The sequence below is a fragment of the Streptomyces iranensis genome, assembly GCF_017874715.1.
GTDB classification, from domain to species: domain Bacteria; phylum Actinomycetota; class Actinomycetes; order Streptomycetales; family Streptomycetaceae; genus Streptomyces; species Streptomyces iranensis.
Genome location: NZ_JAGGLR010000034.1, coordinates 48,525 through 71,272 on the forward strand (window position 1 = coordinate 48,525; position 22,748 = coordinate 71,272).

Here is a 22,748-nt window from a genome sequence, read left to right on the forward strand (position 1 = left end):
TCAGTGGCCGAAGCCGAACGAACCCGCCCCGCCCACCTTCGCCCGCAGGCGCTTGCCCTTCTCCGTGGCCTGGGCGTTGAGTTCGCTCTGGAACTCGCGCATCCGGGACTGGAGCCCGGCGTCGTGCGCGGCCAGGATGCGGGTGGCGAGCAGACCCGCGTTGCGGGCTCCGGCCACGGAGACGGTGGCCACCGGCACGCCCGCGGGCATCTGGACGATCGACAGCAGGGAGTCCATGCCGTCGAGGTACTTCAGCGGTACGGGCACCCCGATGACCGGCAGCGGGGTGACGGACGCGAGCATGCCCGGGAGGTGGGCGGCGCCGCCCGCGCCGGCGATGATCGCCTTGAGGCCGCGGTCCGCCGCGTTCTCGCCGTAGGCGACCATCTCGCGGGGCATGCGGTGTGCCGAGACGACATCCACCTCGTACGGGACCTCGAACTCGTCGAGGGCCTTGGCCGCTTCTTCCATGACGGGCCAGTCGGAGTCGGAGCCCATGACGATGCCGATCACAGGAGCGCTCATTCGGTGATGGTCCCTCGGAGGTAGTCGGCGGCGTGGCGGCCGCGCTCGCGGACGTCGGCCAGGTCGTCGCCGTAGGTGTTGACGTGGCCGACCTTGCGTCCGGGCTTCACGTCCTTGCCGTACATATGGATCTTGAGCGCCGGGTCGCGCGCCATGCAGTGCAGATACGCCCCGTACATGTCGGGGTAGTCGCCGCCGAGCACATTGGTCATCACCGTCCACCGCGCGCGCGGGCGCGGGTCGCCCAGCGGGAGGTCGAGCACGGCGCGTATGTGGTTGGCGAACTGGGAGGTGACGGCGCCGTCCTGGGTCCAGTGGCCGGAGTTGTGGGGGCGCATGGCCAGCTCGTTGACCAGCAGCCGGCCGTCGCGGGTCTCGAAGAGCTCGACCGCGAGATGGCCGACCACCCCGAGCTCGGCGGCGATCTTCAGCGCCATCTCCTGCGCCTGGCCGGACAGCTCCTCGGAGAGGCCGGGGGCGGGGGCGATCACGGTGTCACAGACCCCGTTCACCTGGATCGACTCCACGACCGGGTAGGCGACGGCCTGGCCGTGCGGGGACCGTACGACATTGGCGGCGAGCTCGCGGGCGAAGTCGACCATCTCCTCAGCGAGGACGGGAACGCCCGCGCGGAACGGCTCGGCCGCCTCCGCCACGCCGCGGACGACCCAGACGCCCTTGCCGTCGTAGCCACCGCGCACCGTCTTGAGGACGACCGGGTATCCGTCGCCCTCCTCCTCCGCGAATCGCGCCACGTCCTCGGGGTCGGCCACGATGCGGTGGCGGGGGCACGACACACCGGCCGTACGCAGCCGCTCGCGCATCACGCCCTTGTCCTGGGCGTGCAGCAGCGCCTCGACCCCGGGGCGGATGACCACGCCGTCCGCTTCCAGGGCGCGCAGATGCTCGGCCGGGACATGTTCGTGGTCGAAGGTGACCACCTCACAGCCCTGTGCGAAGGCACGAAGGGTGTCCAGGTCGCGGTAGTCGCCGATGACGACATCGCTGACCACCTGGGCCGCCGAGTCCTGGGGGGTGTCACTGAGCAGCTTGAACCTGATACCGAGGGGGATGCCCGCCTCATGGGTCATACGGGCGAGCTGGCCGCCGCCGACCATGCCGACTACCGGGAATGTCACCCTCCCAGGGTAACTTCCCCGTTCGACCGGCCCTGACCTGCGTTGGAGGAACCTCCACATATTCCGCCGGGCCCAGCATCGCGGCCTGAAGGGCGCGGGGCGCGGCCGCTGGTTAGCATGGGGTGATTGACGACGCCGACGGGACGGGGCTGAACGATCACCATGAGTGGACGGAGCACACTCGGTGGGCTGCGTGCCCGGATGGGGCAACTGACCCGCGAGATCGCGAAGTTCGGGGTGGTCGGCGGTGCCGGCGTCTTCGTCAATCTCGCGGTGTTCAACCTGGTGCGCGGGGTCACCGAACTCCCCGTGGTGCGGGCCAGCATCGTGGCCACGGTGGTCGCCACCTGCTTCAACTACCTGGGATACCGGTACTTCACCTACCGGGACCGCGACAAGCAGGGCCGCACCAAGGAGCTCAGCCTCTTTCTGCTGTTCAGCGCCATCGGCCTGATCATCGAGAACGGTGTGCTCTACACCGCCACATATGGCTTCGGGTGGGACAGCTCACTCCAGAGCAATGTGTTCAAGTTCCTCGGCATCGGCCTGGGCACCCTCTTCCGCTTCTGGTCCTACCGGACCTGGGTGTTCCGGACGCTGCCCGCGCGGGAGGCCGTCGAGCGCGCGGAGGCCTTCCTGTCCGAGGCGCCGCCCGCCCAGGCCACCCGGAAACAGACGGTCCGGAAGTAGCGCCCCGCGGGACGGCAGGGCCGCTCAGGAGGCCGAGGGGTCCTCGGCCTCCCGGCTGAGGAAGAGCGCGAACACCGGCGGATGCTGCTGGAGCAGCTCCAGCCGGCCGCCGTCCGCCTCCGCCAGGTCCCGCGCCACGGCGAGCCCGAGCCCCGTGGAGTTGCGTCCGCTGACCGTCCGCTCGAAGACCCGCGCCCCCAGGTCCGGCGACACTCCCGGCCCCTCGTCGGAGACCTCCACCACGGCCTGGTTGCCGGTGACGCGCGTACGCAGCGCGACGGTGCCGTCACCGTGCATCAGCGAGTTCTCGATCAGCGTGGCCAGCACCTGCGCGACCGCGCCCGGGGTGCCCACCGCGCGCAGCCCCTTCTTGCCCGAGCGCACGATGGCGCGGCCCTCGCTGCGCGAGGCCGGGCGCCACTCCTCGATCTGCTGCTTGACGACCTCGTCCAGGTCGAAGGCGACCGCGGAGCCGCTGCGCGGATCGCGCGAATTGGTCAGCAGCCGCTGGACGACATCGGTGAGCCGCTCCACCTGGCCCAGCGCGATCGTCGCCTCCTCCTTGACCGTCTCCGGGTCGTCGGTGAGCGTGATCTCCTCCAGCCGCATCGACAGCGCGGTCAGCGGCGTACGGAGCTGGTGGGAGGCGTCGGCGGCCAGCCGCCGCTCGGCGGTGAGCATCCGGGCGATGCGCTCGGCGCTCGCGTCCAGGACATCGGCGACCCGGTCCAGCTCCGGCACCCCGTAGCGCCGGTGGCGCGGCCGGGGGTCCCCGGAGCCCAGCCGCTCGGCGGTCTCCGCGAGATCGGTGAGCGGGGCGGAGAGCCGGTGCGCCTGGCGTACGGCGAGGGCCACCGCGGCGAGCACGGCGAGCAGCGCCACCGCCAGGATGATCAGCATGGTGCGGCCGATCTCGCGGCTCACCGTGGAGCGGGACGCCTCGACCCGGACGACCTCGCCCTGCTCCCCCGGTTCCTCGGCGGAGATGACGCTGCCCGTGGGGCGCTTGCCGATCTCCACCGTGCGGTGGTCGGGCATCCTGATCACGGCGTAGCGGCCGGGCTCGATCTGCTCGCGCAGCACCCTGGGGGTGACCCCCTCGCCGCCCAGCAGCCTGCTGTCGACGATGCTGACCAGGCGCACGGCGTCGGAGCTCACGCTCTCCTGGGCGCTGTTCTCGATGGTCCGCGTCTCGACGATGACCAGCGACAGGCCGAAGACCGCGATGACGACGAGCACCACGGCCAGAGTGGAGTTGATCAAGCGACGGCGCATTGCCCTACCGTGTCAGCTCTGGTCAGCTTTTCTCGAATCTGAAGCCGACACCGCGGACGGTGGCGATATAGCGGGGGTTGGCCGCATCGTCACCGAGCTTCTTGCGCAGCCAGGAGATGTGCATGTCGAGGGTCTTGGTGGAGGACCACCAGGTGGTGTCCCACACCTCGCGCATCAGCTGATCGCGGGTGACCACCCGCCCGGCGTCCCGCACCAGGACCCGCAGCAGATCGAACTCCTTGGCGGTCAGCTGCAGCTCCTCGTCGCCCATCCAGGCGCGGTGCGACTCGACGTCGATCCGCACCCCGTGGGTGGCCGGCTGCTGTTGCTGCGTCTCGACGGCACCGCGCCGCAGCAGCGCCCGGACCCGGGCGAGCAGCTCGGCGAGCCGGAACGGCTTGGTCACGTAGTCGTCGGCACCGGCGTCCAGGCCGACCACCGTGTCCACCTCGTCCGCGCGGGCCGTGAGCACCAGCACCGGAAAGCCATGGCCCTCCGTACGGAGCCGACGGCAGACCTCGAGCCCGTCCATCCCGGGCAGACCGAGGTCGAGGACGATCAGATCGACGCCTCCTTGCAGACCGGCGTCGAGCGCGGTGGGTCCGTCCTCACGCACCTCGACCTCGTACCCCTCGCGGCGCAGGGCGCGGGCGAGCGGCTCCGAGATGGATGCGTCATCCTCGGCGAGCAGTACTCGGGTCATGGGGGTGATGGTAGTCCGCTGAGGTCGGAGCACGGGGCGCGTACGGCGCGACGGACGGAGCACGGAACGTTGCACGCCTCGCTCGTGAGGTATCTCTCACCGTCTCCAAAGGTGTCAAGAACGTGTCGTATGGTGAAACAACGTCTGCAGCACTCCTCCGGGGCCTTTGGTGGCGACGACGCACCCAAAGGTCTCTGTCATGTCCGGAACGGGACGAGGTCGGCACAACCGGCCCGGCCGCGCCCGGCCGCTCAGTCGCTCAGCCATCCCCCCACAGGGCGCTGGCCCCGCCTGGCAGCGCTCTCTGAGCACACAAGGAAACCACCATGGCGTCCAGCCTGACGAAGGGCGCCACCGCGCAGGGGACCCCTGCCGGCGGCAAAACCTTCTTCGGCCACCCCCGCGGCCTGGCCACTCTCTTCATGATCGAGATGTGGGAGCGGTTCAGCTTCTACGGCATGCGGGCCCTCCTCGTGGTCTATCTGATCTCCGGTGGCCCCGACGCCAAGGACGGCGGGCAGGGCGGCGGACTCGGGATGACCGAGGGCAACGCGGTGGCCATCTACTCGGTGTACCTGGCCATGGTCTATCTGCTGGCCATGCCGGGCGGCTGGTTCGGCGACCGGGTCTGGGGTCCGCGCAAGACGGTGGTGATCGCGTCCGGCGTCGTCATGGCCGGGCATCTGGCGCTCTCCGTCCCCGGCCAGGCGACCTTCTTCGCCGGCCTCGGCCTGGTGGCACTCGGCTCCGGTCTGATCAAGGCCAATATCTCGACGATGGTGGGCCAGCTCTACGACGGTCCGCAGGACCCGCGCCGGGACGGCGGCTTCACCATCTTCTACATGGGCATCAACCTCGGTGCCTTCGCCGCTCCCCTGGTGATCGGCACCGTCGGCCAGTCGTACAACTGGCACCTGGGCTTCGCGCTCGCCGCCCTCGGCATGGCGCTGGGTCTGGTCCAGTTCCTGATCGGCACCCGCCACCTGAGCGCGGAGAGCAGCACCGTCCCGACCCCGCTGGCGGCCGAGGAGCGCCGCTCCTGGCTGCGCAAGGCGATGATCTGGCTGATCGTGGCCGCGGTCTTCTACACCGGCGTGGTGCTCAGCGGCAGCTGGACCCTCAACTGGGTGCTGATCCCGATCACCATCCTCGGCCTGATCATCCCGACCGGGGTGCTGATCCGGATCAAGCGCGACCGGGAGCTCTCGGCGGTCGAGCAGACCAAGGTGAGCGGCTACATCTGGTTCTTCGTGGCCGCCGCCGTGTTCTGGATGATCTACGACCAGGGCGGTTCGACGATGTCGGCCTTCGCCGACTCCAAGACCGCGGACACGATCTTCGGGCTGCACTTCCCGTCCTCGTGGTTCCAGTCCGTCAACCCGCTGATGATCATGGCGCTGGCGCCGGTCTTCGCCTGGCTGTGGCTGTGGCTGGCGCGGCGTGACCGGGAGCCGAACACCACGCTGAAGTTCGCGATGGCCCTGGTCCTGGTCGGCGCCTCGTTCTTCGTCTTCGTCGTGCCGATGGGGATGGCCGGGGACGGGACCAAGGTCAGCCCGCTGTGGCTGGTGTCGATCTACATGATCCAGACGATGGGTGAGCTGTGCCTGTCGCCGGTCGGCCTGTCGGTGACCACCAAGATGGCACCGGCGAAGTACGCCAGCCAGATGATGGGCGTGTGGTTCCTGGCCGTGACCGCGGGCGACTGCGTCACGGGCCTGCTGTCCATCGCCGGGGTCGACCTGAGCGGGGTCGGGGTGATCGCACTGGAGGCGACGATGGCGGCGCTCGCGGGCTTCGCGGTCTTCATGTACCGGCGGAAGGTCGTGGCGTTGATGGCCGACGTCCACTGACGACCGTAAGGACGTCAGGAAGAGGGTCACGAGGGGCCCGGCGCGGGGAGATCCGCGCCGGGCCCTTCGCCGTTCCGTACGGGCGCTTTACGGGTTCAGCGGGTGGTGCCGCGCAGCTTGCGCCACGGGGTGAGGGTGAAGATGGCGCCGCCGAGCAGCACGGTGGTACCGGCGATCAGGGCGAGCGCCTTCAGCCCGCCGTGGTCGCCGGCACCGGTGTCGGCGAGCCCGCCGCTGGTGGCCGAACCGCCGCTGCTGCCCGAACCGCCGCCGGAGGTGCCGCCCCCGGAGCCGCTGCCGCCGCCGGTCGAGTCACCGCCGGTGGTGCCGCCGGGCTGGCCGGTGGTGTCCAGTTCCAGCGAGGCGCCGGGGTCCTTGGACGGGGTGCAGGTGGTGGTCGTGCCGAGCGCCTTGACCGTCAGCACGCCGGGGGTGAGCGTCGACTTGCCGCTCGCGCCCGGCTTGTAGGTGCCGGTGAGGTCGGGGATTTCGATCGGCTCGCCGGACTTGATGGGCTCCTTGTTGGTGGGCCCCGCCACGGCGACGGTGCCCTTGTCCGCGCCACCGACCTTGACGGCCATCGACGGCTTGACCGAATCGGCGGGGATGTCGGCCGGGCTGTCCATCACGGACTTGCCGAACTTCACGGTCAGCTCGAAGTTCCCGCCGCTCTTGGTGGCGTTGATCTGCACCGGGGAGGTCGCGTTCTTGTCGCCGATGGGGGTCTTGCAGGCGTACGCGACCTGAACCTCCTTACCGGTGTACGAATCGCCACCGCCGTCCCCGCCACCGGTGGTGCCGCTGGTCGTCCCGCTGGTCGTCCCGCTCGTGGTGCCACTTGTGGTGCCGCTGGTCGTACCGCTCGTCGTACCACTTGTGGTGCCGCTCGTGGTACCGCTGGTCGTCCCGCTCGTGGTGCCACTCGTCGTACCGCTCGTCGTGCCGCCCGGACCGCTGCCGCCGTCCGTCACCTTGATGGTCGCGGCTGCCTTGACGTCCTCCTTCGCCGAGCACTTGGTGTCCGTGGGCAGCGGCTTGCTGACGTTGATGTTGTAGCCGCCGGGCGTCAGCGTCACCTCTCCCGCCTTGGTGAGCTTCAGCTTCCCCTTCATATCGGAGAGCTTCATCTCCCCGCCCTTGGGGATCGCCGGGTTCTCCCGCGGCCCCTCCATGGCCAGTTCGCCGGTCTGGGCGCCGCCCACCGTGACGGTGCCGGTCGGCAGCACGGTGTTGGCCTCCAGGTCGAGGATGGGCGGGTTCTTGGAGGCGGCCTGCACCGTCTTCCACACCACCTCGACCTCGTCTCCGACCTTGGCCGTCTCCGGTGCCGTCACGGCCACGGTCGTGGTGCCCTCCACCGGGGGCAGCCCGGAGATGGGGGGCGGTAGGCACTCGGTCTGGTACGAGACCTCGGCGCCCTCCGCGCTGCCCGCGCCGAGCAGCACGCCCGCACCGCCGAGCAGCAGCGCGACGGCGGCCGCACTCACTCTTGGTCGCATCTCACGTGGTTCCTTTCGGGGTCGGTCGGATCTCCTCGGTCGGTGCGGAAATCTGGTGGTGCGGCCGAGCCTCCGGCGCGGTGTCCGGGGTGAACCAGGGCAGCGCCGGCGGTGCGCCGTCCGCCGCTGCCGGTCCGGACGGCGGCGACGAGGGCGGGAACGGGGGCGGTGGTGGCGCGGTCCGGGCCGTACGGGGCCGTACCTTGTCCACGACGGCCATGCCGATCCGGAAGACCGTCGCCGAGACCACCACGCACAGCAGGACCCAGAACAGCGTGACGCCCCAGGGCCGTCCCACCGCCCACGGCTGTTCGACAAGCAGCTTGTGGCCGTAGCGCAGTGAGACCAGATAGTCGCCATGGGCCCCGGCGGACAGTTCGACGTCCAGCTTGACCTGCGCCTTCTTCCCCGGCTGGATGGTCCCCCGCCAGCGCTGCTCCTCCCAGGAAGGGGCGAAGACGCCGTGCGAGCCGCCCACCTCGAAGACCGGGTCGCGGGCCGGGGTCGAGCCGAGATTGCCGACGGTGACCACGAGCTTTCGCCTGGGCGGTGCGCCGAACCAGGTCAGCAGCCCGCTGGAGCCGTCGAGCCGGGCCGAGAGCACACTCAGCCGCTCGCCTCCGGTCCGCTCCTTCGGCAGCGGCGCGACCGGGTGCCCGGCGACCTTGAACGCCACGTCCGCGGCGGCGGCCTCGCCGGTGACGGTCGCTATATGGATGACACAGGGGCAGGGTTTGGGCGGCTCGGACACCGGCAGCTTCTTGGTGAAGGTGCCGTCCTTGCCGACGGTGACCGCCCTGCCGTCGCCATTGGCGCACGAGTTGGTGCCGCCGATCATGTTCTGCCCGCAGATGAGCAGGGTGAGCAGGGCGCGCGGCCGCCAGCGGGTGCCGGTCACGGTGACCGTGCCGCCCGTGCCCGCCTCGGCCTTGGAGACCTTCGCGGCCGGGCTCTCGGCCGCCGCGGCGCCGCCCGTAAGGGGCGCGCCGAGGGTGAGGAGGACCAGGGCGAGCACGGTGAGCACGGCGGAGGGCCGGGCCGGGGTGCCTGGGTGTCGGCGTGCGTTCACGTGGTCGCTCCTGCCCCTGTGCGCTGCGGTTGCGGCTCCGGCTGCGGTTCCGGCTGCGGCTGCGATCGCGGTGTGCGGCGTCGGCGGCGTCGTCCGCGCAGCAGCCAGACGCCTCCCCCGGCGCCCGCCAAGGCGGTCGCCACCGGTGCGAGCAGCCACCAGGGAACGGCCGTGTAGCCGGCGGTCGCCGTGGCATGCGCGCCCCCGCCCGCGGTGGCCGTGAGCGTGACGTCCACCGAGTCGAGGGCGGGCGGGTCCGGCCAGCTCTCGGTGAGCCGCACGCGTTTGCCCGGCGGCAGCTCGACCGGCAGGGTGCGGGGGTCCCGGCGCAGCACCTGGCCGAAGAGCCCGTCGGCGCGTACGGCCAGCCGCGGGGTGAGCACGGTGTTGCCGCGGTTGACCAGGGCGTAGCGGATGGCCGCCCCGCCGCCGTGGTCCTGGACCGTCACGTCCTCGACGGAGAGGGCGGACAGCGTCGCGCCGCTGATCCGCAGCCGCAGCCGGACCGCGATCTCCCGGCCGCCGGAGGACACCATGACGGCGCCGGGGCGCTCACCGGGCGCCGCGTCGGAGGGGACGGTGACGGTGAAGGGGATGTCGGCGCGGGTGCGGGGCGGCACCGTCACCCGCCGCTCGGCGAGCGCGATCCGGGCGCCGTCGCCGCCGCGCAGCCGGACGGTGCGGGGGTGCTCGCCCCGGTTGGTGACCGAGAGCTTGTCCTCGAGCACGGCGCCGGGCCCGCCTTCGAGGTAGATGTACGGCCGGTCGCCCGCGCCCGGTGCGCCGCCGCCCCCGGCGGCGGGAGCCGCCGACCAGTCGGGCCCGGCGGCGGCCGCCGGGGAGGCCCACGGCACGGGGCTCACCAGGGACGCGGCCAGCAGGACCGGGGCACAGGCGCGGACGGCTCGGCGGACGGCCGGGCGGGCGGGCGGACGTACCGCCGGACGTACGGCTGCCCGCCCGGCCCTGCGTACGGCTGCCCGCACGGCCGGGGGGATGACGGCATGGACCGCTGCACGGATACGCGACGGCATCGGCGGCTCCTCGGCTGCCGCGCGCGTCAGGAGGTGGGACGCTGACGGCGGGTCAGCCAGAGCGCCCCGGCCACTCCGGCGAGCAGCACCGTGCCGCCGAGGGTGCCGAGCGCGACGGCGGAGTCCGTCGGTCCGGTCTGCGGCAGCTGGTCGTTGCCGGAGCCGCCCTGCGCACCGCCGGAGCCGTCCGATCCGCCCGTGCTCGTACCGCCTGTACTGCCCGTACCGCCGGTGGAGCCGGAGTCTCCGCCGCCGCCCGCGGCCTTGACGTCCAGCGTCAGCGAGGGCTTGGGGCTGTTGCCGGGGGTGCAGGTCGTGGTCGTGCCCAGCGCCTTGATGGTGAGGGTGGAGGCGGTGAAGGTGACCTTTCCGCTCTTCTTGGGGGTGTAGGTGCCCGACAGGTCACTGATCTTGATCGGGGTGTTGGCGGGGATGGCCTTGTCGTTGGCGGGCCCCGACACCGATACCGTGCCGCTCTCCGCTCCGCCCAGTTTGATGAGCGCGCTGGGGTGCATGGCGCCCTTGCCGAGCTCGACGGGGCTGGAGGAGACGCCCTTCTGGAAGGACATCGTGAGCTTGTAGGAGCCGCCGCTCGCGACGCTCTTGATGTCGATGGGCGATACGGCGCTCTTGTCGCCGATCGGCGTCTTGCACTTGTAGTCGACGTCCACGGTGTCGGCGTGTGCGGCCGGGGCGGTGAGCAGTACCACGGAGCCGGCCAGGGCCGCCGCGAGCGTGAGGGCGCCGCCACGGCCGGCCGGACGGCGTTGGTTGTGGGACACCACGAGATCCCCTCTCGTCAAGCGCCGCAGCCGGATGTAACTGACGGCACATCAGATTGGGCGCTGACGGTACGCCGGGGACCTTGTCAAGGGAAGACAAAGAGCACGCCGGATCGGCGTGGGGCGGGGAAGGGGTGAGCGAAAGCGGGATCGTGGCGCCGGAGCCGTGCTCTTCAGCCCGGCGCGGCGAGTTCGGCCCAGACCGTCTTGCCGGTTCCCTCCACGTTCCGCACGACCCCCCAGTCCAGGCACAGCCGCTGGACGATGAACATGCCGTGGCCGCCGGGCCGCCCGGCGCGGTGCGGGGTGCGCGGCGCGGGCGTACCCGTGCCGAGGTCCACGACCTCGAGACGGAGCACTTTGGCGTTGCAGCTGACGCGCAGCTCCTCGGGGCCTTCGGCGTGCAGACAGGCGTTGGTGACCAGCTCGGAGACGACGAGCAGCACATCCTCGGCGGCGGCCCGGTGGTCGGCGGTCGCGGCCGGAAGCCACCCCCAGTCGCGCAGCGCCTGGCGGGTGAAGTCGCGGGCACGCGGCACGGCCCCGCTGGCATCGATCAGATGGAGTCTGCGGATCTGGCGGGTCGGGCCGGCGGCCGGAGGGGCGCCGGCGGTCGGGGGGGCCGGTGGGGAGGCCGAAGCGGCGGGGCCGTCCGGGTCCGGGCCGCGGTCGCCCGGCGGGTACGGCCGCGTGGTGCTCATCAGCGCTTCACCTCACCGATTCACCGATTCAGGGACAAGGAATACCTGATCTCTTCAACAGTTTCAGCCTGTCTCCTGCCCGGCCATAGCGTGAGAACACCCACTACTTCCGCCCCATCGATGTGACGCGGGCAACGCATCGATGACCCATCGATGACACGCCGGAAACAGGAGTGAGCTATGTCACTCGACAAGAGCGGCATCAAGCGACTCATGCACGGTAAAGACGGCGTCCGCGCCCGTGATCTCGAACACCCGGGCAACGATCGGCAACATTCCGGCCAGGTGGACGCCGCCGCCCGCGGCCTCGGCCTTGAGCCGCGCGCCGAGGAGGACATTGAGCCCGGTGGAGTCGCAGAACTCCAGCTTCGAGCAGTCCACCACCAGCCGGACACGTCCCCCCTCCACGCATTTCTCAAGCGGCTCGCGCAGCACCTCGGCGGTGTGGTGGTCCAGCTCACCCGCCGGCGTGACGACCGCACTCGCCCCGTGGTGCCGAACCTCGACCTGAAGTCGGCCCTTGCTGGCGCTGCCGACCATCCCGCGGTCCATCTGCGCACCTCTTCTGGCGTCTCGTTGCTTTCGATTGCGCGCATCGAACCCTACGCCTTCTACCCGCTGCTCTGGTAGCCGAACATTTCGCATAGTTCGGCAAATATGGACAACGTGGACTTGCCACTTGGTGGCCGATGCAGGTAGGCGTAGAGGGTCACACCCGCTTACGGCCCGGCTTTGGAGGCGCCGCTCACCGGAGCAGCACGTTATGGCACCGGCAGCCATATGCCGAAGAACGATGGAGGAGACTATGTCACCCCGCCTCGACGACACGCGTACCGAACCCTCGGGGAGCACTCGGACCACCGTTTCGTCGGCTCCCCTGCCCGAGCAGTTCACCCCCGACGTTGACGCCTCGGCGACCGTTGGCCACCTCTTCGATGAACTGCCGGAATTGTCCGATCTGCCGGAGATACCTCCTTATGACACGGTAGCACCGGTAGACGCGAGGGCTCTGTCGAAGACCCTTTTCGAACGTCTCGAGGTGCTGGAGGAAGGCACTCACGAGTACGCCTATGTGCGTAACACCCTGGTCGAGCTCAACTTGGCGCTGGTCAAGTTCGCCGCCTCCCGGTTCCGCTCCCGCAGCGAGCCGATGGAGGACATCGTCCAGGTCGGCACGATCGGCCTGATCAAGGCCATCGACCGCTTCGAGCCCGGCCGTGGCGTGGAGTTCCCGACCTTCGCCATGCCGACGATCGTCGGTGAGATCAAGCGCTTCTTCCGCGACACCAGCTGGTCGGTGCGCGTGCCGCGGCGCCTCCAGGAGCTCCGTCTCGACCTGGCCAAGGCCGGCGACGAGCTGGCCCAGCGGCTCGACCGCGCCCCCACCGTCAGCGAGTTGGCCCAGCGGCTGGACATCAGCCCGGCCGAGGTCATCGAGGGCATGGCCGCGAGCAACGCGTACACCGCGAGCTCGCTGGACGCCCAGCCGGAGGAGGACGACTCCGAGGGCGCGCTGGCGGACCGGATCGGATACGAGGACCACGGGCTCGAAGGCATCGAGTACGTCGAGTCCTTGAAGCCGCTGATCGCCGATCTGCCTGCCCGTGACCGGAAGATCCTCTCCCTGCGCTTCGTGGCCAATATGACGCAGTCGGAGATCGGTGAGGAGCTGGGCATCTCCCAGATGCATGTCTCGCGGCTGCTGTCGCGCACCCTCCGTCGGCTCCGCAAGGGTCTGATGATCGAGGAGTGACGCCTCCGCAGACGGATAAGGGCCCGCCCCCGGATCACCCGGGACGGGCCCTTATCCGTGTGCCCCGCGTTCGTACGCGGCTCTGCCGTGCCGTCAGATCAGGGCCGTCAGATCAGAGTGCCCTCGTGCCACACCGCCGAGACCAGGGGCACGCCGGGGCGGTAGGCGAGATGCACATGGGACGGGGCGTCCAGCAGCGCCAGATCGGCGCGGGCGCCCGGACTCACCCGGCCCACGTCGGTACGGCGCAGGGCCCGCGCCCCACCGGCCGTCGCGGCCCACACCGCCTCGTCCGGCGTCATCCCCATCTCCCGTACGGCCAGGGCGACGCAGAACGGCATGGAGCTGGTGAAGGACGAGCCCGGGTTGCAGTCCGGGGACAGGGCGACCGTGACGCCCGCGTCGAGCAGCCGGCGCGCGTCCGGATAGGTCGAGCGGGTGGAGAACTCCGCCCCGGGGAGCAGGGTGGCCACCGTCTCGCCCTGGGCCAGCGCGTCGACGTCCTCCTCGGTCAGATGGGTGCAGTGGTCGGCGGAGGCGGCGCCCAGCTCGACCGCGAGTCGCACCCCGGGGCCGTAGGAGAGCTGGTTGGCGTGGACCCGCGGGATCAGCCCGCGCTCCTTGCCCGCGGTCAGGACGGCGCGGGCCTGGTCGCCGTCGAAGGCTCCCTGCTCGCAGAAGACGTCGATCCAGCGCGCATGCGGGGCGCAGGCGTCCAGCATCGGGCCGGTGACCAGATCCACGTACGCGGCCGGGTCGTCGGCGAACTCGGGGGCGACGATATGCGCCCCGAGGAAGGTCACCTCGTCGGTGTGGGCACCGGCGATGGTCAGGGCGCGGGCCTCGTCCTGCGAGGTCAGCCCGTAGCCGGACTTGATCTCGACGGTCGTGGTGCCCTGGCGGCGCGCCTCGGCCACATAGCGGCCGACGTTGGCGTGCAGCACGTTGTTCGAGGCGGCGCGGGTGGCGGCCACGGTGGTGCGGATCCCGCCGGCGCTGTACGGGCGGCCGGACATCCGGGCGTTGAACTCCTCGGTCCGGTCGCCCGCGAAGACCAGATGGGAGTGGGAGTCCACAAAGCCCGGAATGGCGGCCCGGCCACCGGCGTCGACCCGGTTGTCGGTGGCGGGTGCTTTGCTGGACTCACCGACCCAGGCGATGCGGTCGCCGTCGATGACGACGGCCGCGTCCCGGATCAGACCGAGGGGGCCTTCACCGAGGGAGGGGTCATTGGTGACCAGAGTGGCGATGTCGGTGATGGCCGTCGTGGGCGTCGCGGTCGTCATCGTGGGGGTGCTCTCCTTCGTCGGCCGTGCCGGTAGCGGCCGGGTCACGGTCCGTGCAGGGCTTCGATGGCCTCGGCCAGCGCTTGCGGCACACGCGGGACGAGCTGATGGGCGCCGTCCCGTACGACATGGCGGCCGCCGACCACGGTGTGCCGGACGTCCGCGCTGGTCGCCGCGAATACGGCGGTCTCCGCGCCCAGCCGGGGCGGCGGCCCCGCGGTGCGCACCGAGTCCAGCGCGATCGTGGTGAGGTCGGCGAGCGCGCCCACCTCGATCCGGCCCGCCTCCGCGCCCCAGCCGAGCGCCGCATGACCGTCCGCGGTGGCGGCCCGCAGCAGCTGGGCCGCGGTCCAGTGGCCCCGGGCGCGGGTGCGCAGCCGCTCGTCCAGCTCCATGGCGCGGGCCTCCTCCAGGATGTCGATCACGGCATGGCTGTCGCTGCCCAGCGAGAGCGGTGAGCCCGCGCTCTGCAGCTCGACGGCCGGGCCGATCCCGTCGGCGAGGTCACGCTCGGTGGTCGGGCACATACAGACTCCGGTGGCGGCCTGGCCCAGCAGCCGGATGTCGCCCGGGGTGAGGTGGGTGGCGTGCACGGCGGTGGTCCGCGGGCCCAGCACCCCGTGGTCGGCGAGCAGCCGGGTGGGGGTGAAGCCGTGTGCCTCCACACAGGCGTCGTTCTCCGCCGTCTGCTCGGAGAGGTGGACGTGCAGCGGCGCCGTGTGCTCGTCGGCCCAGCCGGACACGGTCGCCAGCTGGTCGACGGGGACGGCCCGCACCGAGTGGATCGCCGCGCCGATGCGGGTGTTGCCGTCGCCCTTCAGCCCGGAGACCCGCTCGGCCCAGGCCTCGGCCGTGCCGTCGGAGAAGCGCAGCTGGTGCTCGTTGGGCTCGGCCCCGAAACCGGAGGAGAGATAGCAGGTGTCGAGCAGGGTGATCCGGATACCGGCCTCGGCCGCGGCCGCGATCAGGGCCTCCCCCATCGCGTTGGGGTTGCCGTAGCGGGGGCCGCCGGGCGCGTGGTGGAGGTAGTGGAACTCCCCGACGCAGGTGATCCCGGCCATGGCCATCTCGGCGTAGACGGCACGGGCCAGCTCGAAGTAGCTGTCCGGGGTCAGCCGGTCGGCGACGTCGTACATCACCTCGCGCCAGGTCCAGAAGGAGTCCGGCGCGCCGCCATCGCGCTGCCGGTCGGCCTGGCCGTTCGCCTCGTCTTCCGCCTGGCCTCCCGGTTCGCCGTTCGCCCTGCCGTCCGCCTGGACGACACCGCGCAGGGCCCGGTGGAAGGCGTGGCTGTGGGCGTTGGCCAGGCCGGGGAGCGTCAGACCACGGAGGGTGACGGACCCGGCGGGCGGCCGCGGACTCCCGGGCACCACCGCCGTGATCCGCCCATTGGCCGCAGCCACGATCACCACGTCCGACCGCACGCTTCCGTCCACCCAGGCGTGCTCCGCCCAGTACGTCTGCGCCGTCAGTGACACGCCAGGCCCTCCAGTACCTCCGCGAGTGCGGCCACACCGGCGAGGCAATCGTCCTCGCCCGCCGTCTCCGCGGGTGAATGCGAGACGCCGGTGGGGTTCCTTACAAACAGCATGGCCGTCGGAACCGACGCGGACAAAATGCCGGCGTCGTGCCCGGCCCCGGTGGGGAGGATCGGGACGCCGCCGAGCAGCCCCGAGAGCTGGTCACGCAGGTCGTGGGCGAACTCCACGACCGGGGTGAAGGACTCCCGGGTGACCCGGACGTCCACCCCGTCGCGCTGTCCGCGCTCGACCGCGGCGCGCTCGATCTCGCCGACCACGGCGGCCAGGGTCTCCTCGTCGGCCGCGCGCGAGTCCAGCCAGCCGCGGACCAGGCTCGCGATCGCGTTGACTCCGTTGGGCTCGACGCTGACCTTGCCGAAGGTCGCCAGCGCCGCGGCGAGTTTCGCCTTCTTACGGGCGGCGAGGACGGTGTTGGCGTAGGTGAGCATCGGATCGCGGCGGTCCTCGATCCGCGTCGTCCCGGCGTGGTTGGCCTCGCCGTGGAAGTCGAACCGCCAGCGGCCGTGCGGCCAGATCGCGGAGGCGACGCCCACGGGGTTGTTTGTGTCGTCGAGGGCACGCCCCTGCTCGATGTGCAGCTCCACGAACGCCGCGATACGGGCCAGCCGCTCCGGATCGGGGCCGATCGCCTCCGGGTCGTATCCGGCCAGCTCCATCGCCTGGGGGAGGCTCCGCCCGTCCGCGTCGCGGAGGGCGTGGGCCTGGTCCCGGGTGAGCTGCCCCGCCGTGAGCCGGGAGCCTACGCAGGCCAGGCCGAAGCGGGCGCCCTCCTCGTCGCCGAAGTTGACGATGGCGAGCGGCTTTGTGGGCGCGACGCCGCGAGTTCGGAGCTCGTCCAGGGCGGCGAAGGAGGAGACCACGCCCAGCGGGCCGTCGAAGGCGCCGCCGTCGGGCACGGAGTCGAGGTGGGAACCGGTGACGACGGCGTCTCCCGCGGTGGGGTCGCCCAGCCAGGCCCATTGGTTGCCGTTGCGGTCCACTTCGTAGGTGAGGCCGCGGTTCTGGGCTTGCTCCTTGAACCACGTTCTGCAGTCGGCGTCCGCGTCTGTCCAGGCGTAGCGGCGGTAGCCGTTCGTTGTTGTGTCGCGGCCGATGGAGGCCAGGTCGCGCCACATGTCGTGGAACGACGCGCCGGTCGTGCGGGGTGCGCCCACTGCGGTCTGAGCCTCCGTTTCGTGTGCGGGTGCGGCCCGGTGGGTGGGTTGTGCCCACCCGTCCCTCCCCCAGCTACCGCTGGGAGGTGCCCCCTCCGCGGGACGATTGCCCACAACAGTCACTCTGTTTCCCTCATGGGAATGCGGACGTCGCGTTCGGCGGCCACTTCGTCCGCTCGGTCGTAGCCCGCGTCCACGTGGCGGATGACGCCCATGCCGGGGTCGTTCGTCAGGACGCGGCGGATCTTCTCGCCCGCGAGCGCCGTGCCGTCGGCGACCGTGACCTGGCCCGCGTGGATCGAGCGGCCCATGCCGACGCCGCCGCCGTGGTGGATGGAGACCCAGGAGGCGCCCGAGGCGACGTTGACCATGGCGTTGAGCAGTGGCCAGTCGGCGATCGCGTCCGAGCCGTCCAGCATGGCCTCGGTCTCGCGGTACGGGGAGGCCACCGAGCCGCAGTCCAGGTGGTCGCGGCCGATCGCCAGCGGTGCGGCGAGGGTGCCGTCGGCGACCATCTCGTTGAAGCGCTCGCCCGCCTTGTCGCGCTCGCCGTAGCCGAGCCAGCAGATCCGGGCGGGCAGTCCCTGGAAGTGGACCCGCTCCTCCGCCATCTTGATCCAGCGGGCCAGCGACTCGTTCTCCGGGAAGAGCTCCAGGATCGCCTTGTCGGTGGCCGCGATGTCCTTCGGGTCGCCGGACAGGGCCGCCCAGCGGAACGGGCCCTTGCCCTCGCAGAAGAGCGGCCGGATGTAGGCGGGGACGAAACCGGGGAAGGCGAAGGCGCGCTCGAAGCCCGCCAGCTTGGCCTCGCCGCGGATGGAGTTGCCGTAGTCGAAGACCTCGGCGCCCGCGTCCATGAAGCCGACCATGGCCTCCACATGCTTGGCCATCGACTCGCGCGCCCGCTGGGTGAAGTCGGCGGGCTTCTCGGCGGCGTACGAGGCCATCTCGTCGAAGTCCACGCCGACCGGCAGGTACGACAGCGGGTCGTGGGCGCTGGTCTGGTCGGTGACGATGTCGATCGGGGCGTTCATCGCGAGGAGCTGCGGGACCAGCTCGGCCGCGTTCCCCAGAACGCCGATCGACAGCGGGCGCCGGGCGTCCCGGGCCTCGGTCGCGAGCTGGAGCGCGTGGTCCAGGCTGTCGGCTCGGACGTCCAGGTAGCGGTGGTCGATACGGCGCTCGATGGCGCGCGGATCGCAGTCGACGCAGATCGCGACGCCGTCGTTCATGGTGACCGCCAGCGGCTGGGCGCCGCCCATGCCGCCGAGGCCCGCGGTGAGGGTGATGGTCCCGGCCAGGGTGCCGCCGACCCCTTTACCCATTGAATGCAGCTTCGCCGCCACGGCCGCGAAGGTCTCGTATGTGCCCTGGAGGATGCCCTGGGTGCCGATGTAGATCCAGGAGCCCGCGGTCATCTGGCCGTACATGGTCAGACCCAGCGCCTCCAGGCGGCGGAACTCCTCCCAGTTGGCCCAGTCGCCGACGAGGTTGGAGTTGGCGATCAGCACCCGCGGCGCCCACTCGTGGGTCTGCATGACGCCCACGGGGCGGCCCGACTGGACCAGCATCGTCTCGTCCTGCTTCAGCGTGCGCAGAGTGCGGACCATGGCGTCGAACGAACGCCAGTCACGGGCCGCCTTACCGGTGCCGCCGTAGACGACGAGCTTGTCGGGGTGCTCGGCGACCTCCGGATCGAGGTTGTTCTGCAGCATCCGCAGGGCGGCTTCCTGCTGCCACCCCCGGGCGCTGAGCTCTGCACCACGCGGCGCCCGTACGGGTCGCGGTCCTGTCATGGGCCAAGCCTCCCTGTGCCATCAACTGGTTCAACTGCGTCGACCACATCGGCTGGATCGACTTATTCACATCTTGATGCCGATGAATATGACTAGTCAATACCGTGGGGCTCCGCATACGGCCAGGTGGTTCAGCGGCGCGGGCTCACCGTGCTGGTCGCGGCCGACCCGCCCGGGGCCACGGGGTAGCGTCACCAGGTCGTGTCCCCACGCCCGCCGAGGAGCCCGTCGTGTCCCTCCCCGCCACCCACCGCGAGGTCCGTCTGGCGGCCCTGCCCGATGGGGAGCTCACCCCGGGTCACTTCGAGGTCGTCACCGCTCCCGTCCCCACCCCCGGCCCCGGTCAGGTGCTGGTGCGCAACCGGTTGATGAGCGTCGCCGCCGTGATGCGCCCGCTCACGCTGGCCGACCCGGACGCCCTCGGCCTGCCCCAGCTGCTGCACAAGGCCGGCGAGGTGATGCGGGGCGCGGCCCTCGGCGAGGTGGTCCGGGCTCCGGGCACGGATCTCGCCCCCGGAACCCTCGTCCGCCACCGCGCGGGCTGGCGCGAGTACGCGGTCCTGAACGCCCCCGAGGTGTCGCCCGTCGACCCCGAGGTGCTGCCGGACCCCGCCGCCCATCTCTCGCAGGGGTTCACCGCCTGGCTGGGGGTGGTGCGGGGGGCCGGGGTGCGGCGCGGCGACACGGTGTTCGTCACCGGCGCGGCGGGCGGAGTGGGCTCCCTGGCCGGGCAGTTCGCCCGGCTGCACGGTGCCAAGCGGGTCATCGGCTCCACCGGCTCCCGGCACAAGGCCGACCGGCTGACGCGGGAGCTGGGCTATGACGCGGTCGTCCTCCGCGGCGCCGGATCGATCGAGGAGCAGTTGCGCGCGGCCGCCCCCGAGGGCATCGACGTCCTCTTCGACACCGTCGGCGGCGAGCAGCTGCGGGCCGCCCTGGCGCTGGCCCGCCGCAACGCCCGGTTCGCCCTGGTCGGCGCGCTGGCCGCGCAGCTGTCCGACGACGCGCTGGCCCCGACCGCGATCAGCACCCTGGCCCTGATCGCCCGGAGCATCACGCTGCGCGGCATCAGCGCGGTGGACCACCAGGACGCCATGCCCGCGTACCTGAGCGAGTTCGGCCGGGCGCTGCGCGAGGGCGCGCTCACCTACCCGTACACCCGCCTGACGGGGATCGACCAGGCGCCTGGCGCGCTGTGCGAACTGGTGGCGGGCCGCCACCTCGGGGCGGTGCTGGTGGAGCTGTAGGGCCAGGTCGGCCCGGCTCGGGGGGCCGCGCTCCCCGCGACCGCACGGCCCCGCCCCCGGAGCGCCCCCCGCGGAGCTGGTCCGCGGCCGTTCCGGATGGTTGGCTGAAAGCATGACATCGAAAGCGGTTGCGATGGCCACCCGGCGCGAACAGGCCGTACGGGCGGCCGTGGAGCAGCGGCTGCTCGGCCCGGACCAGCCCGTCGTGGGGCTGCTGGACGTGGCCGGGATCCGCTCCGCGGCCGCCGGGCTGCGCGCGGCCTTCGAGGAGGTCGTCGCGCCCGGCACCCCCGTCCTGCACGCCTTCGCGGTCAAGGCCGCCGCGCTCGTCCCCGTCCTGCGGCTGCTGGCCGACGAGGGCCTGGGCTGCGAGGTGGCCAGCCCCGGCGAGCTGGCGCTGGCCCGCGCGGCGGGGGTGACGCCCGACCGGATCGTCCTGGACTCCCCCGCCAAGACCGCCGCGGAGCTGCGCGAGGCCCTCGACCTGGGCATCGCCGTCAACGCCGACAACCCCCAGGAGCTGGAGCGGCTCGACGCGCTGGTGGGGCACCGCGCGGCCCCGCCCTCACCCCTGGGCCTGCGGGTCAACCCCCAGGTGGGCGGCGGCAGCATCGACGCGATGAGCACGGCCACCACGACCTCCAAGTTCGGCGTGGCCCTCCAGGACCCGGGGGCGCGCGCGTGGGTCGTGCGCGCCTTCACCGAGCGCCCCTGGCTGACGCGGCTGCACGCACACGTCGGCTCCCAGGGCTGTCCGCTGGAGCTGATGGCGGCGGGCATACGGGCGGCCTACGAACTGGCCGAGGAGATCAACGAGGCGGCCGGCCGGCAGCAGATCGACGCCCTCGACATCGGCGGCGGCCTCCCCGTGAACTTCACCTCCGACGAGACCACCCCCGGCTACCGGGAGTACGCCCAGCTGCTGCGGGCCACCGTGCCGGGGCTCTTCGACGGGCGGTACAAGCTGGTGACCGAGTTCGGGCGGTCCCTGCTCGCCAAGTCCGGCCTGGTGCTGGCCCGGGTGGAATACGCCAAGTCCGCGGGCGGCCGCCCGATCGCGGTCACCCACGCGGGCGCCCAGCTCGCCACCCGTACGGTCTTCGCCCCGGAGGCCTGGCCGCTGCGCGTCCTGGCCTACGACGCGGAGGGCCGCCCCAAGACGGAGACCGGCGACGGCCCGGTCCCCCAGGACATCGCCGGTCCCTGCTGCTTCGCGGGCGACCTGGTCGCGCGCGACCGGCCGCTGCCGGAGCTGACGGCGGGCGACCTGGTCGCCCTGCTGGACACCGGCGCGTACTACTTCTCCAACCACTTCGCGTACAACAGCCTGCCCCGCCCGGGGATCTACGGCTTCGACGCGACGAGCGCCGATGTGCGCTTCGCGACGGTACGGGAGCCGCAGACGGTGGACGAGATCGTGGCCGAGAGCGGCGCGAAGCACGCGCTTGGCCTCAGCCGGTTGCGGTAGGGCGCGGGGCGCCCAGCTGTGGGGCTCCGAAGTCCGCCGTACAAGTGACGCTCTCGTCCGGGCTGGCGTTGATTGAGCATCGGGGCAGGTGGGGGCGGGCGCGGGCCACATCGCCGACCACCGGCCGGTGGGGGCGAAGCCCGGTGGCGGCCTCTGTGGCCTGGAGCCGAGGCCCTTCCGGACTGGGCGATCTCGGTCGCTGCCCAGGCCGCGCGCCCCGGATGGCTGGGCGCGTCACGCGTCGCGCCGAGTGGGGTACCAAGAAAACGCTTGATCTGACGCAACTAATTTGTCAAACGTTTTCGAGAGGGGTACCCCCCGCAGTCCGGATCGACGCGGAGCCCCGGGCCGGAGGGGCGCCGCGACCGGGCCCGCCCCCACCGGCCGACCGCCGGCGACGGGCCCCCGCCAGGGCACCCCCGGCCCCATGCTCAAATGCGCCGAAGGCGCGAAACGGCGCCGCACAAACCCACGCCGCGCAACCCACCGGGGTTGGGCCGAAGAGCCAGGGGCACCCCTCAGCGCGCGGCACCCCTCAGCGCACGGCACCCCTCAGCGCACGGCACCCCTCAGCGCACGGCACCCCTCAGCGCGCGGCACCCCTCAGCGCGCGGCAGCCGCCATCGCGCGGGAGCGCCGGGCGCCGCCCGGCCCCGCGTCACCGGCCACGATCCCCGTCGTCCGGTAGCCGTCCACCGCCTTGCCCGCGGGCCGCCCCCGAGGGACCCGCTCCGTGCGGACCCACAGCAACGCGTCGTGCGCGCGCTCCCAGCGGCCCAGCCACAGCGCCTTGGCCCACAGCCCGGCACCGAGCCCAGCCAGCAGCATTCCGCCCGCCGCCGGAACGGCGAAGGACGAGCCCACCGCGGCGAGGAAGGCCGCCAGCAGCCACCACCGCAGGGCGCGCCGCCGGGTCCTCACGGTCACCGCGCGGTCCTGGAGGAAGACCGCCTTGCCCGCGCGCGAGGCGTCGCGCGCCAGCTCCAGATACCGCTTACGGCGCACCACGAACACCACGACCCCCGCGATCAGGAAGAGCGCCGCCCCGGCGAGCGCTCCGATCCGGCGCCCGGTCAGCCCCGGCACCAGCACTCCGATCCCCGCGGCCAGCACACCGGGCCACCACAGCCACCCCGCGGGAGCCCTCACGATCACCGCCACCCGTACCAGCGCATACGCCCCGCGCCCCACGACCGACCTCCTCACCCTGGTGAATCCCGGAAGAAATCCCTG

The 22,748-nt window shown here is 71.8% G+C and carries 20 protein-coding genes; 5 read left to right on the forward strand and 15 right to left on the reverse strand.

Translation table 11 applies throughout. The features are described from left to right. Together purE and J2Z30_RS44145 are read right to left on the reverse strand one after the other, a co-directional pair. On the reverse strand, positions 1-525 hold the full coding sequence (gene purE, locus J2Z30_RS44140) for a 5-(carboxyamino)imidazole ribonucleotide mutase (protein ID WP_044574329.1): 525 nt from the start codon (positions 523-525) through the stop codon (positions 1-3). After that, the gene (locus J2Z30_RS44145) at positions 522-1,664 is read right to left on the reverse strand and encodes a 5-(carboxyamino)imidazole ribonucleotide synthase (RefSeq protein ID WP_078956841.1); all 1,143 of its coding nucleotides are present in this window, start codon (positions 1,662-1,664) and stop codon (positions 522-524) included. The genes purE and J2Z30_RS44145 overlap by 4 nt, the downstream gene beginning before the upstream one ends. Positions 1,665-1,826: 162 nt before the next feature. Here J2Z30_RS44145 and J2Z30_RS44150 point away from each other — a divergent pair, with 162 nt between their 5' ends. Further along, positions 1,827-2,354 carry a GtrA family protein gene (locus J2Z30_RS44150; protein ID WP_044574322.1) on the forward strand — a complete coding sequence of 176 codons (528 nt, stop codon included), beginning with the start codon at positions 1,827-1,829 and terminating at the stop codon, positions 2,352-2,354. 24 nt (positions 2,355-2,378) lie between these two features. On the opposite strand, the gene J2Z30_RS44155 is transcribed toward J2Z30_RS44150, so the two are convergent. Next, entirely contained in the window at positions 2,379-3,629 is a 1,251-nt protein-coding gene (locus J2Z30_RS44155) for a sensor histidine kinase (RefSeq protein ID WP_044574320.1), read from the reverse strand. A 22-nt stretch (positions 3,630-3,651) separates the two neighbouring features. Further along, positions 3,652-4,332, reverse strand: coding sequence for a response regulator transcription factor (locus J2Z30_RS44160; protein WP_020870789.1), 681 nt, complete (start codon positions 4,330-4,332; stop codon positions 3,652-3,654). A 326-nt stretch (positions 4,333-4,658) separates the two neighbouring features. On the opposite strand from J2Z30_RS44160, the gene J2Z30_RS44165 reads away from it, so the two are divergent. After that, positions 4,659-6,185 (forward strand): peptide MFS transporter, encoded by a 1,527-nt coding sequence (locus tag J2Z30_RS44165; RefSeq protein ID WP_044574317.1) that lies wholly within the window; start codon positions 4,659-4,661, stop codon positions 6,183-6,185. A 95-nt stretch (positions 6,186-6,280) separates the two neighbouring features. Here J2Z30_RS44165 and J2Z30_RS44170 read toward each other — a convergent pair whose 3' ends face one another. The 6 genes from J2Z30_RS44170 to J2Z30_RS44195 all read right to left on the reverse strand — a co-directional run bounded on the left by J2Z30_RS44170 (position 6,281) and on the right by J2Z30_RS44195 (position 11,822). Then, positions 6,281-7,684 carry a hypothetical protein gene (locus J2Z30_RS44170; RefSeq protein WP_044574314.1) on the reverse strand — a complete coding sequence of 468 codons (1,404 nt, stop codon included), beginning with the start codon at positions 7,682-7,684 and terminating at the stop codon, positions 6,281-6,283. A gap of 1 nt (position 7,685) precedes the next feature. Next, positions 7,686-8,753, reverse strand: coding sequence for a hypothetical protein (locus J2Z30_RS44175; protein ID WP_044574311.1), 1,068 nt, complete (start codon positions 8,751-8,753; stop codon positions 7,686-7,688). Then, on the reverse strand, positions 8,750-9,787 hold the full coding sequence (locus J2Z30_RS44180; RefSeq protein WP_044574309.1) for a COG1470 family protein: 1,038 nt from the start codon (positions 9,785-9,787) through the stop codon (positions 8,750-8,752). The genes J2Z30_RS44175 and J2Z30_RS44180 overlap by 4 nt, the downstream gene beginning before the upstream one ends. A 26-nt stretch (positions 9,788-9,813) precedes the next feature. Continuing rightward, a complete protein-coding gene (locus J2Z30_RS44185) occupies positions 9,814-10,572 on the reverse strand; it encodes an LPXTG cell wall anchor domain-containing protein (protein WP_078956840.1) in 759 nt (252 codons plus the stop codon). Positions 10,573-10,742: 170 nt separating this feature from the next. Then, positions 10,743-11,270: an ATP-binding protein gene (locus tag J2Z30_RS44190; RefSeq protein WP_044574307.1), complete on the reverse strand. Its 528-nt coding sequence runs from the start codon at positions 11,268-11,270 to the stop codon at positions 10,743-10,745. A 183-nt stretch (positions 11,271-11,453) separates the two neighbouring features. Beyond that, the gene (locus J2Z30_RS44195; RefSeq protein WP_020870782.1) at positions 11,454-11,822 is read right to left on the reverse strand and encodes an STAS domain-containing protein; all 369 of its coding nucleotides are present in this window, start codon (positions 11,820-11,822) and stop codon (positions 11,454-11,456) included. 253 nt (positions 11,823-12,075) lie between these two features. On the opposite strand from J2Z30_RS44195, the gene J2Z30_RS44200 reads away from it, so the two are divergent. Next, positions 12,076-13,023, forward strand: coding sequence for an RNA polymerase sigma factor SigF (locus J2Z30_RS44200; RefSeq protein WP_044574303.1), 948 nt, complete (start codon positions 12,076-12,078; stop codon positions 13,021-13,023). A gap of 107 nt (positions 13,024-13,130) precedes the next feature. On the opposite strand, the gene hutI is transcribed toward J2Z30_RS44200, so the two are convergent. The 4 genes from hutI to hutU all read right to left on the reverse strand — a co-directional run bounded on the left by hutI (position 13,131) and on the right by hutU (position 18,800). Further along, positions 13,131-14,309: an imidazolonepropionase gene (gene hutI / locus J2Z30_RS44205; RefSeq protein ID WP_044574300.1), complete on the reverse strand. Its 1,179-nt coding sequence runs from the start codon at positions 14,307-14,309 to the stop codon at positions 13,131-13,133. Between the two features lie 44 nt (positions 14,310-14,353). Then, positions 14,354-15,781, reverse strand: coding sequence for a formimidoylglutamate deiminase (locus J2Z30_RS44210; RefSeq protein WP_044581843.1), 1,428 nt, complete (start codon positions 15,779-15,781; stop codon positions 14,354-14,356). Further along, positions 15,778-16,965: an allantoate amidohydrolase gene (locus J2Z30_RS44215; RefSeq protein WP_107073552.1), complete on the reverse strand. Its 1,188-nt coding sequence runs from the start codon at positions 16,963-16,965 to the stop codon at positions 15,778-15,780. Before J2Z30_RS44215 ends, J2Z30_RS44210 begins: the two co-directional genes overlap by 4 nt. A 158-nt stretch (positions 16,966-17,123) precedes the next feature. Further along, positions 17,124-18,800, reverse strand: a complete 1,677-nt coding sequence (hutU, locus tag J2Z30_RS44220) for a urocanate hydratase (protein ID WP_078956839.1) — start codon at positions 18,798-18,800, stop codon at positions 17,124-17,126. Between the two features lie 230 nt (positions 18,801-19,030). Between hutU and J2Z30_RS44225 the strand changes: the two genes are divergently transcribed. Then, a complete protein-coding gene (locus J2Z30_RS44225; protein ID WP_044574291.1) occupies positions 19,031-20,047 on the forward strand; it encodes an MDR family NADP-dependent oxidoreductase in 1,017 nt (338 codons plus the stop codon). Positions 20,048-20,159: 112 nt separating this feature from the next. Beyond that, positions 20,160-21,515, forward strand: coding sequence for a type III PLP-dependent enzyme domain-containing protein (locus J2Z30_RS44230; protein WP_044574288.1), 1,356 nt, complete (start codon positions 20,160-20,162; stop codon positions 21,513-21,515). A gap of 603 nt (positions 21,516-22,118) precedes the next feature. On the opposite strand, the gene J2Z30_RS44235 is transcribed toward J2Z30_RS44230, so the two are convergent. Further along, positions 22,119-22,706 (reverse strand): hypothetical protein, encoded by a 588-nt coding sequence (locus J2Z30_RS44235; RefSeq protein ID WP_044574286.1) that lies wholly within the window; start codon positions 22,704-22,706, stop codon positions 22,119-22,121. Between the last annotated feature and the right edge of the window lie 42 nt (positions 22,707-22,748).

Bases quoted from the DNA above. Each gene is read 5' to 3' on its own strand.
- purE (WP_044574329.1), bottom strand. From the start codon at position 525: ATGAGCGCTCCTGTGATCGGCATCGTCATGGGCTCCGACTCCGACTGG.
- J2Z30_RS44150 (WP_044574322.1), top strand. From the start codon at position 1,827: ATGAGTGGACGGAGCACACTCGGTGGGCTGCGTGCCCGGATGGGGCAA.
- J2Z30_RS44155 (WP_044574320.1), bottom strand. From the start codon at position 3,629: ATGCGCCGTCGCTTGATCAACTCCACTCTGGCCGTGGTGCTCGTCGTC.
- J2Z30_RS44160 (WP_020870789.1), bottom strand. From the start codon at position 4,332: ATGACCCGAGTACTGCTCGCCGAGGATGACGCATCCATCTCGGAGCCG.
- J2Z30_RS44165 (WP_044574317.1), top strand. From the start codon at position 4,659: ATGGCGTCCAGCCTGACGAAGGGCGCCACCGCGCAGGGGACCCCTGCC.
- J2Z30_RS44170 (WP_044574314.1), bottom strand. From the start codon at position 7,684: ATGCGACCAAGAGTGAGTGCGGCCGCCGTCGCGCTGCTGCTCGGCGGT.
- J2Z30_RS44180 (WP_044574309.1), bottom strand. From the start codon at position 9,787: ATGCCGTCGCGTATCCGTGCAGCGGTCCATGCCGTCATCCCCCCGGCC.
- J2Z30_RS44190 (WP_044574307.1), bottom strand. From the start codon at position 11,270: ATGAGCACCACGCGGCCGTACCCGCCGGGCGACCGCGGCCCGGACCCG.
- J2Z30_RS44195 (WP_020870782.1), bottom strand. From the start codon at position 11,822: ATGGACCGCGGGATGGTCGGCAGCGCCAGCAAGGGCCGACTTCAGGTC.
- J2Z30_RS44200 (WP_044574303.1), top strand. From the start codon at position 12,076: ATGTCACCCCGCCTCGACGACACGCGTACCGAACCCTCGGGGAGCACT.
- hutI (WP_044574300.1), bottom strand. From the start codon at position 14,309: ATGACGACCGCGACGCCCACGACGGCCATCACCGACATCGCCACTCTG.
- J2Z30_RS44215 (WP_107073552.1), bottom strand. From the start codon at position 16,965: ATGTGGCGCGACCTGGCCTCCATCGGCCGCGACACAACAACGAACGGC.
- hutU (WP_078956839.1), bottom strand. From the start codon at position 18,800: ATGACAGGACCGCGACCCGTACGGGCGCCGCGTGGTGCAGAGCTCAGC.
- J2Z30_RS44230 (WP_044574288.1), top strand. From the start codon at position 20,160: ATGACATCGAAAGCGGTTGCGATGGCCACCCGGCGCGAACAGGCCGTA.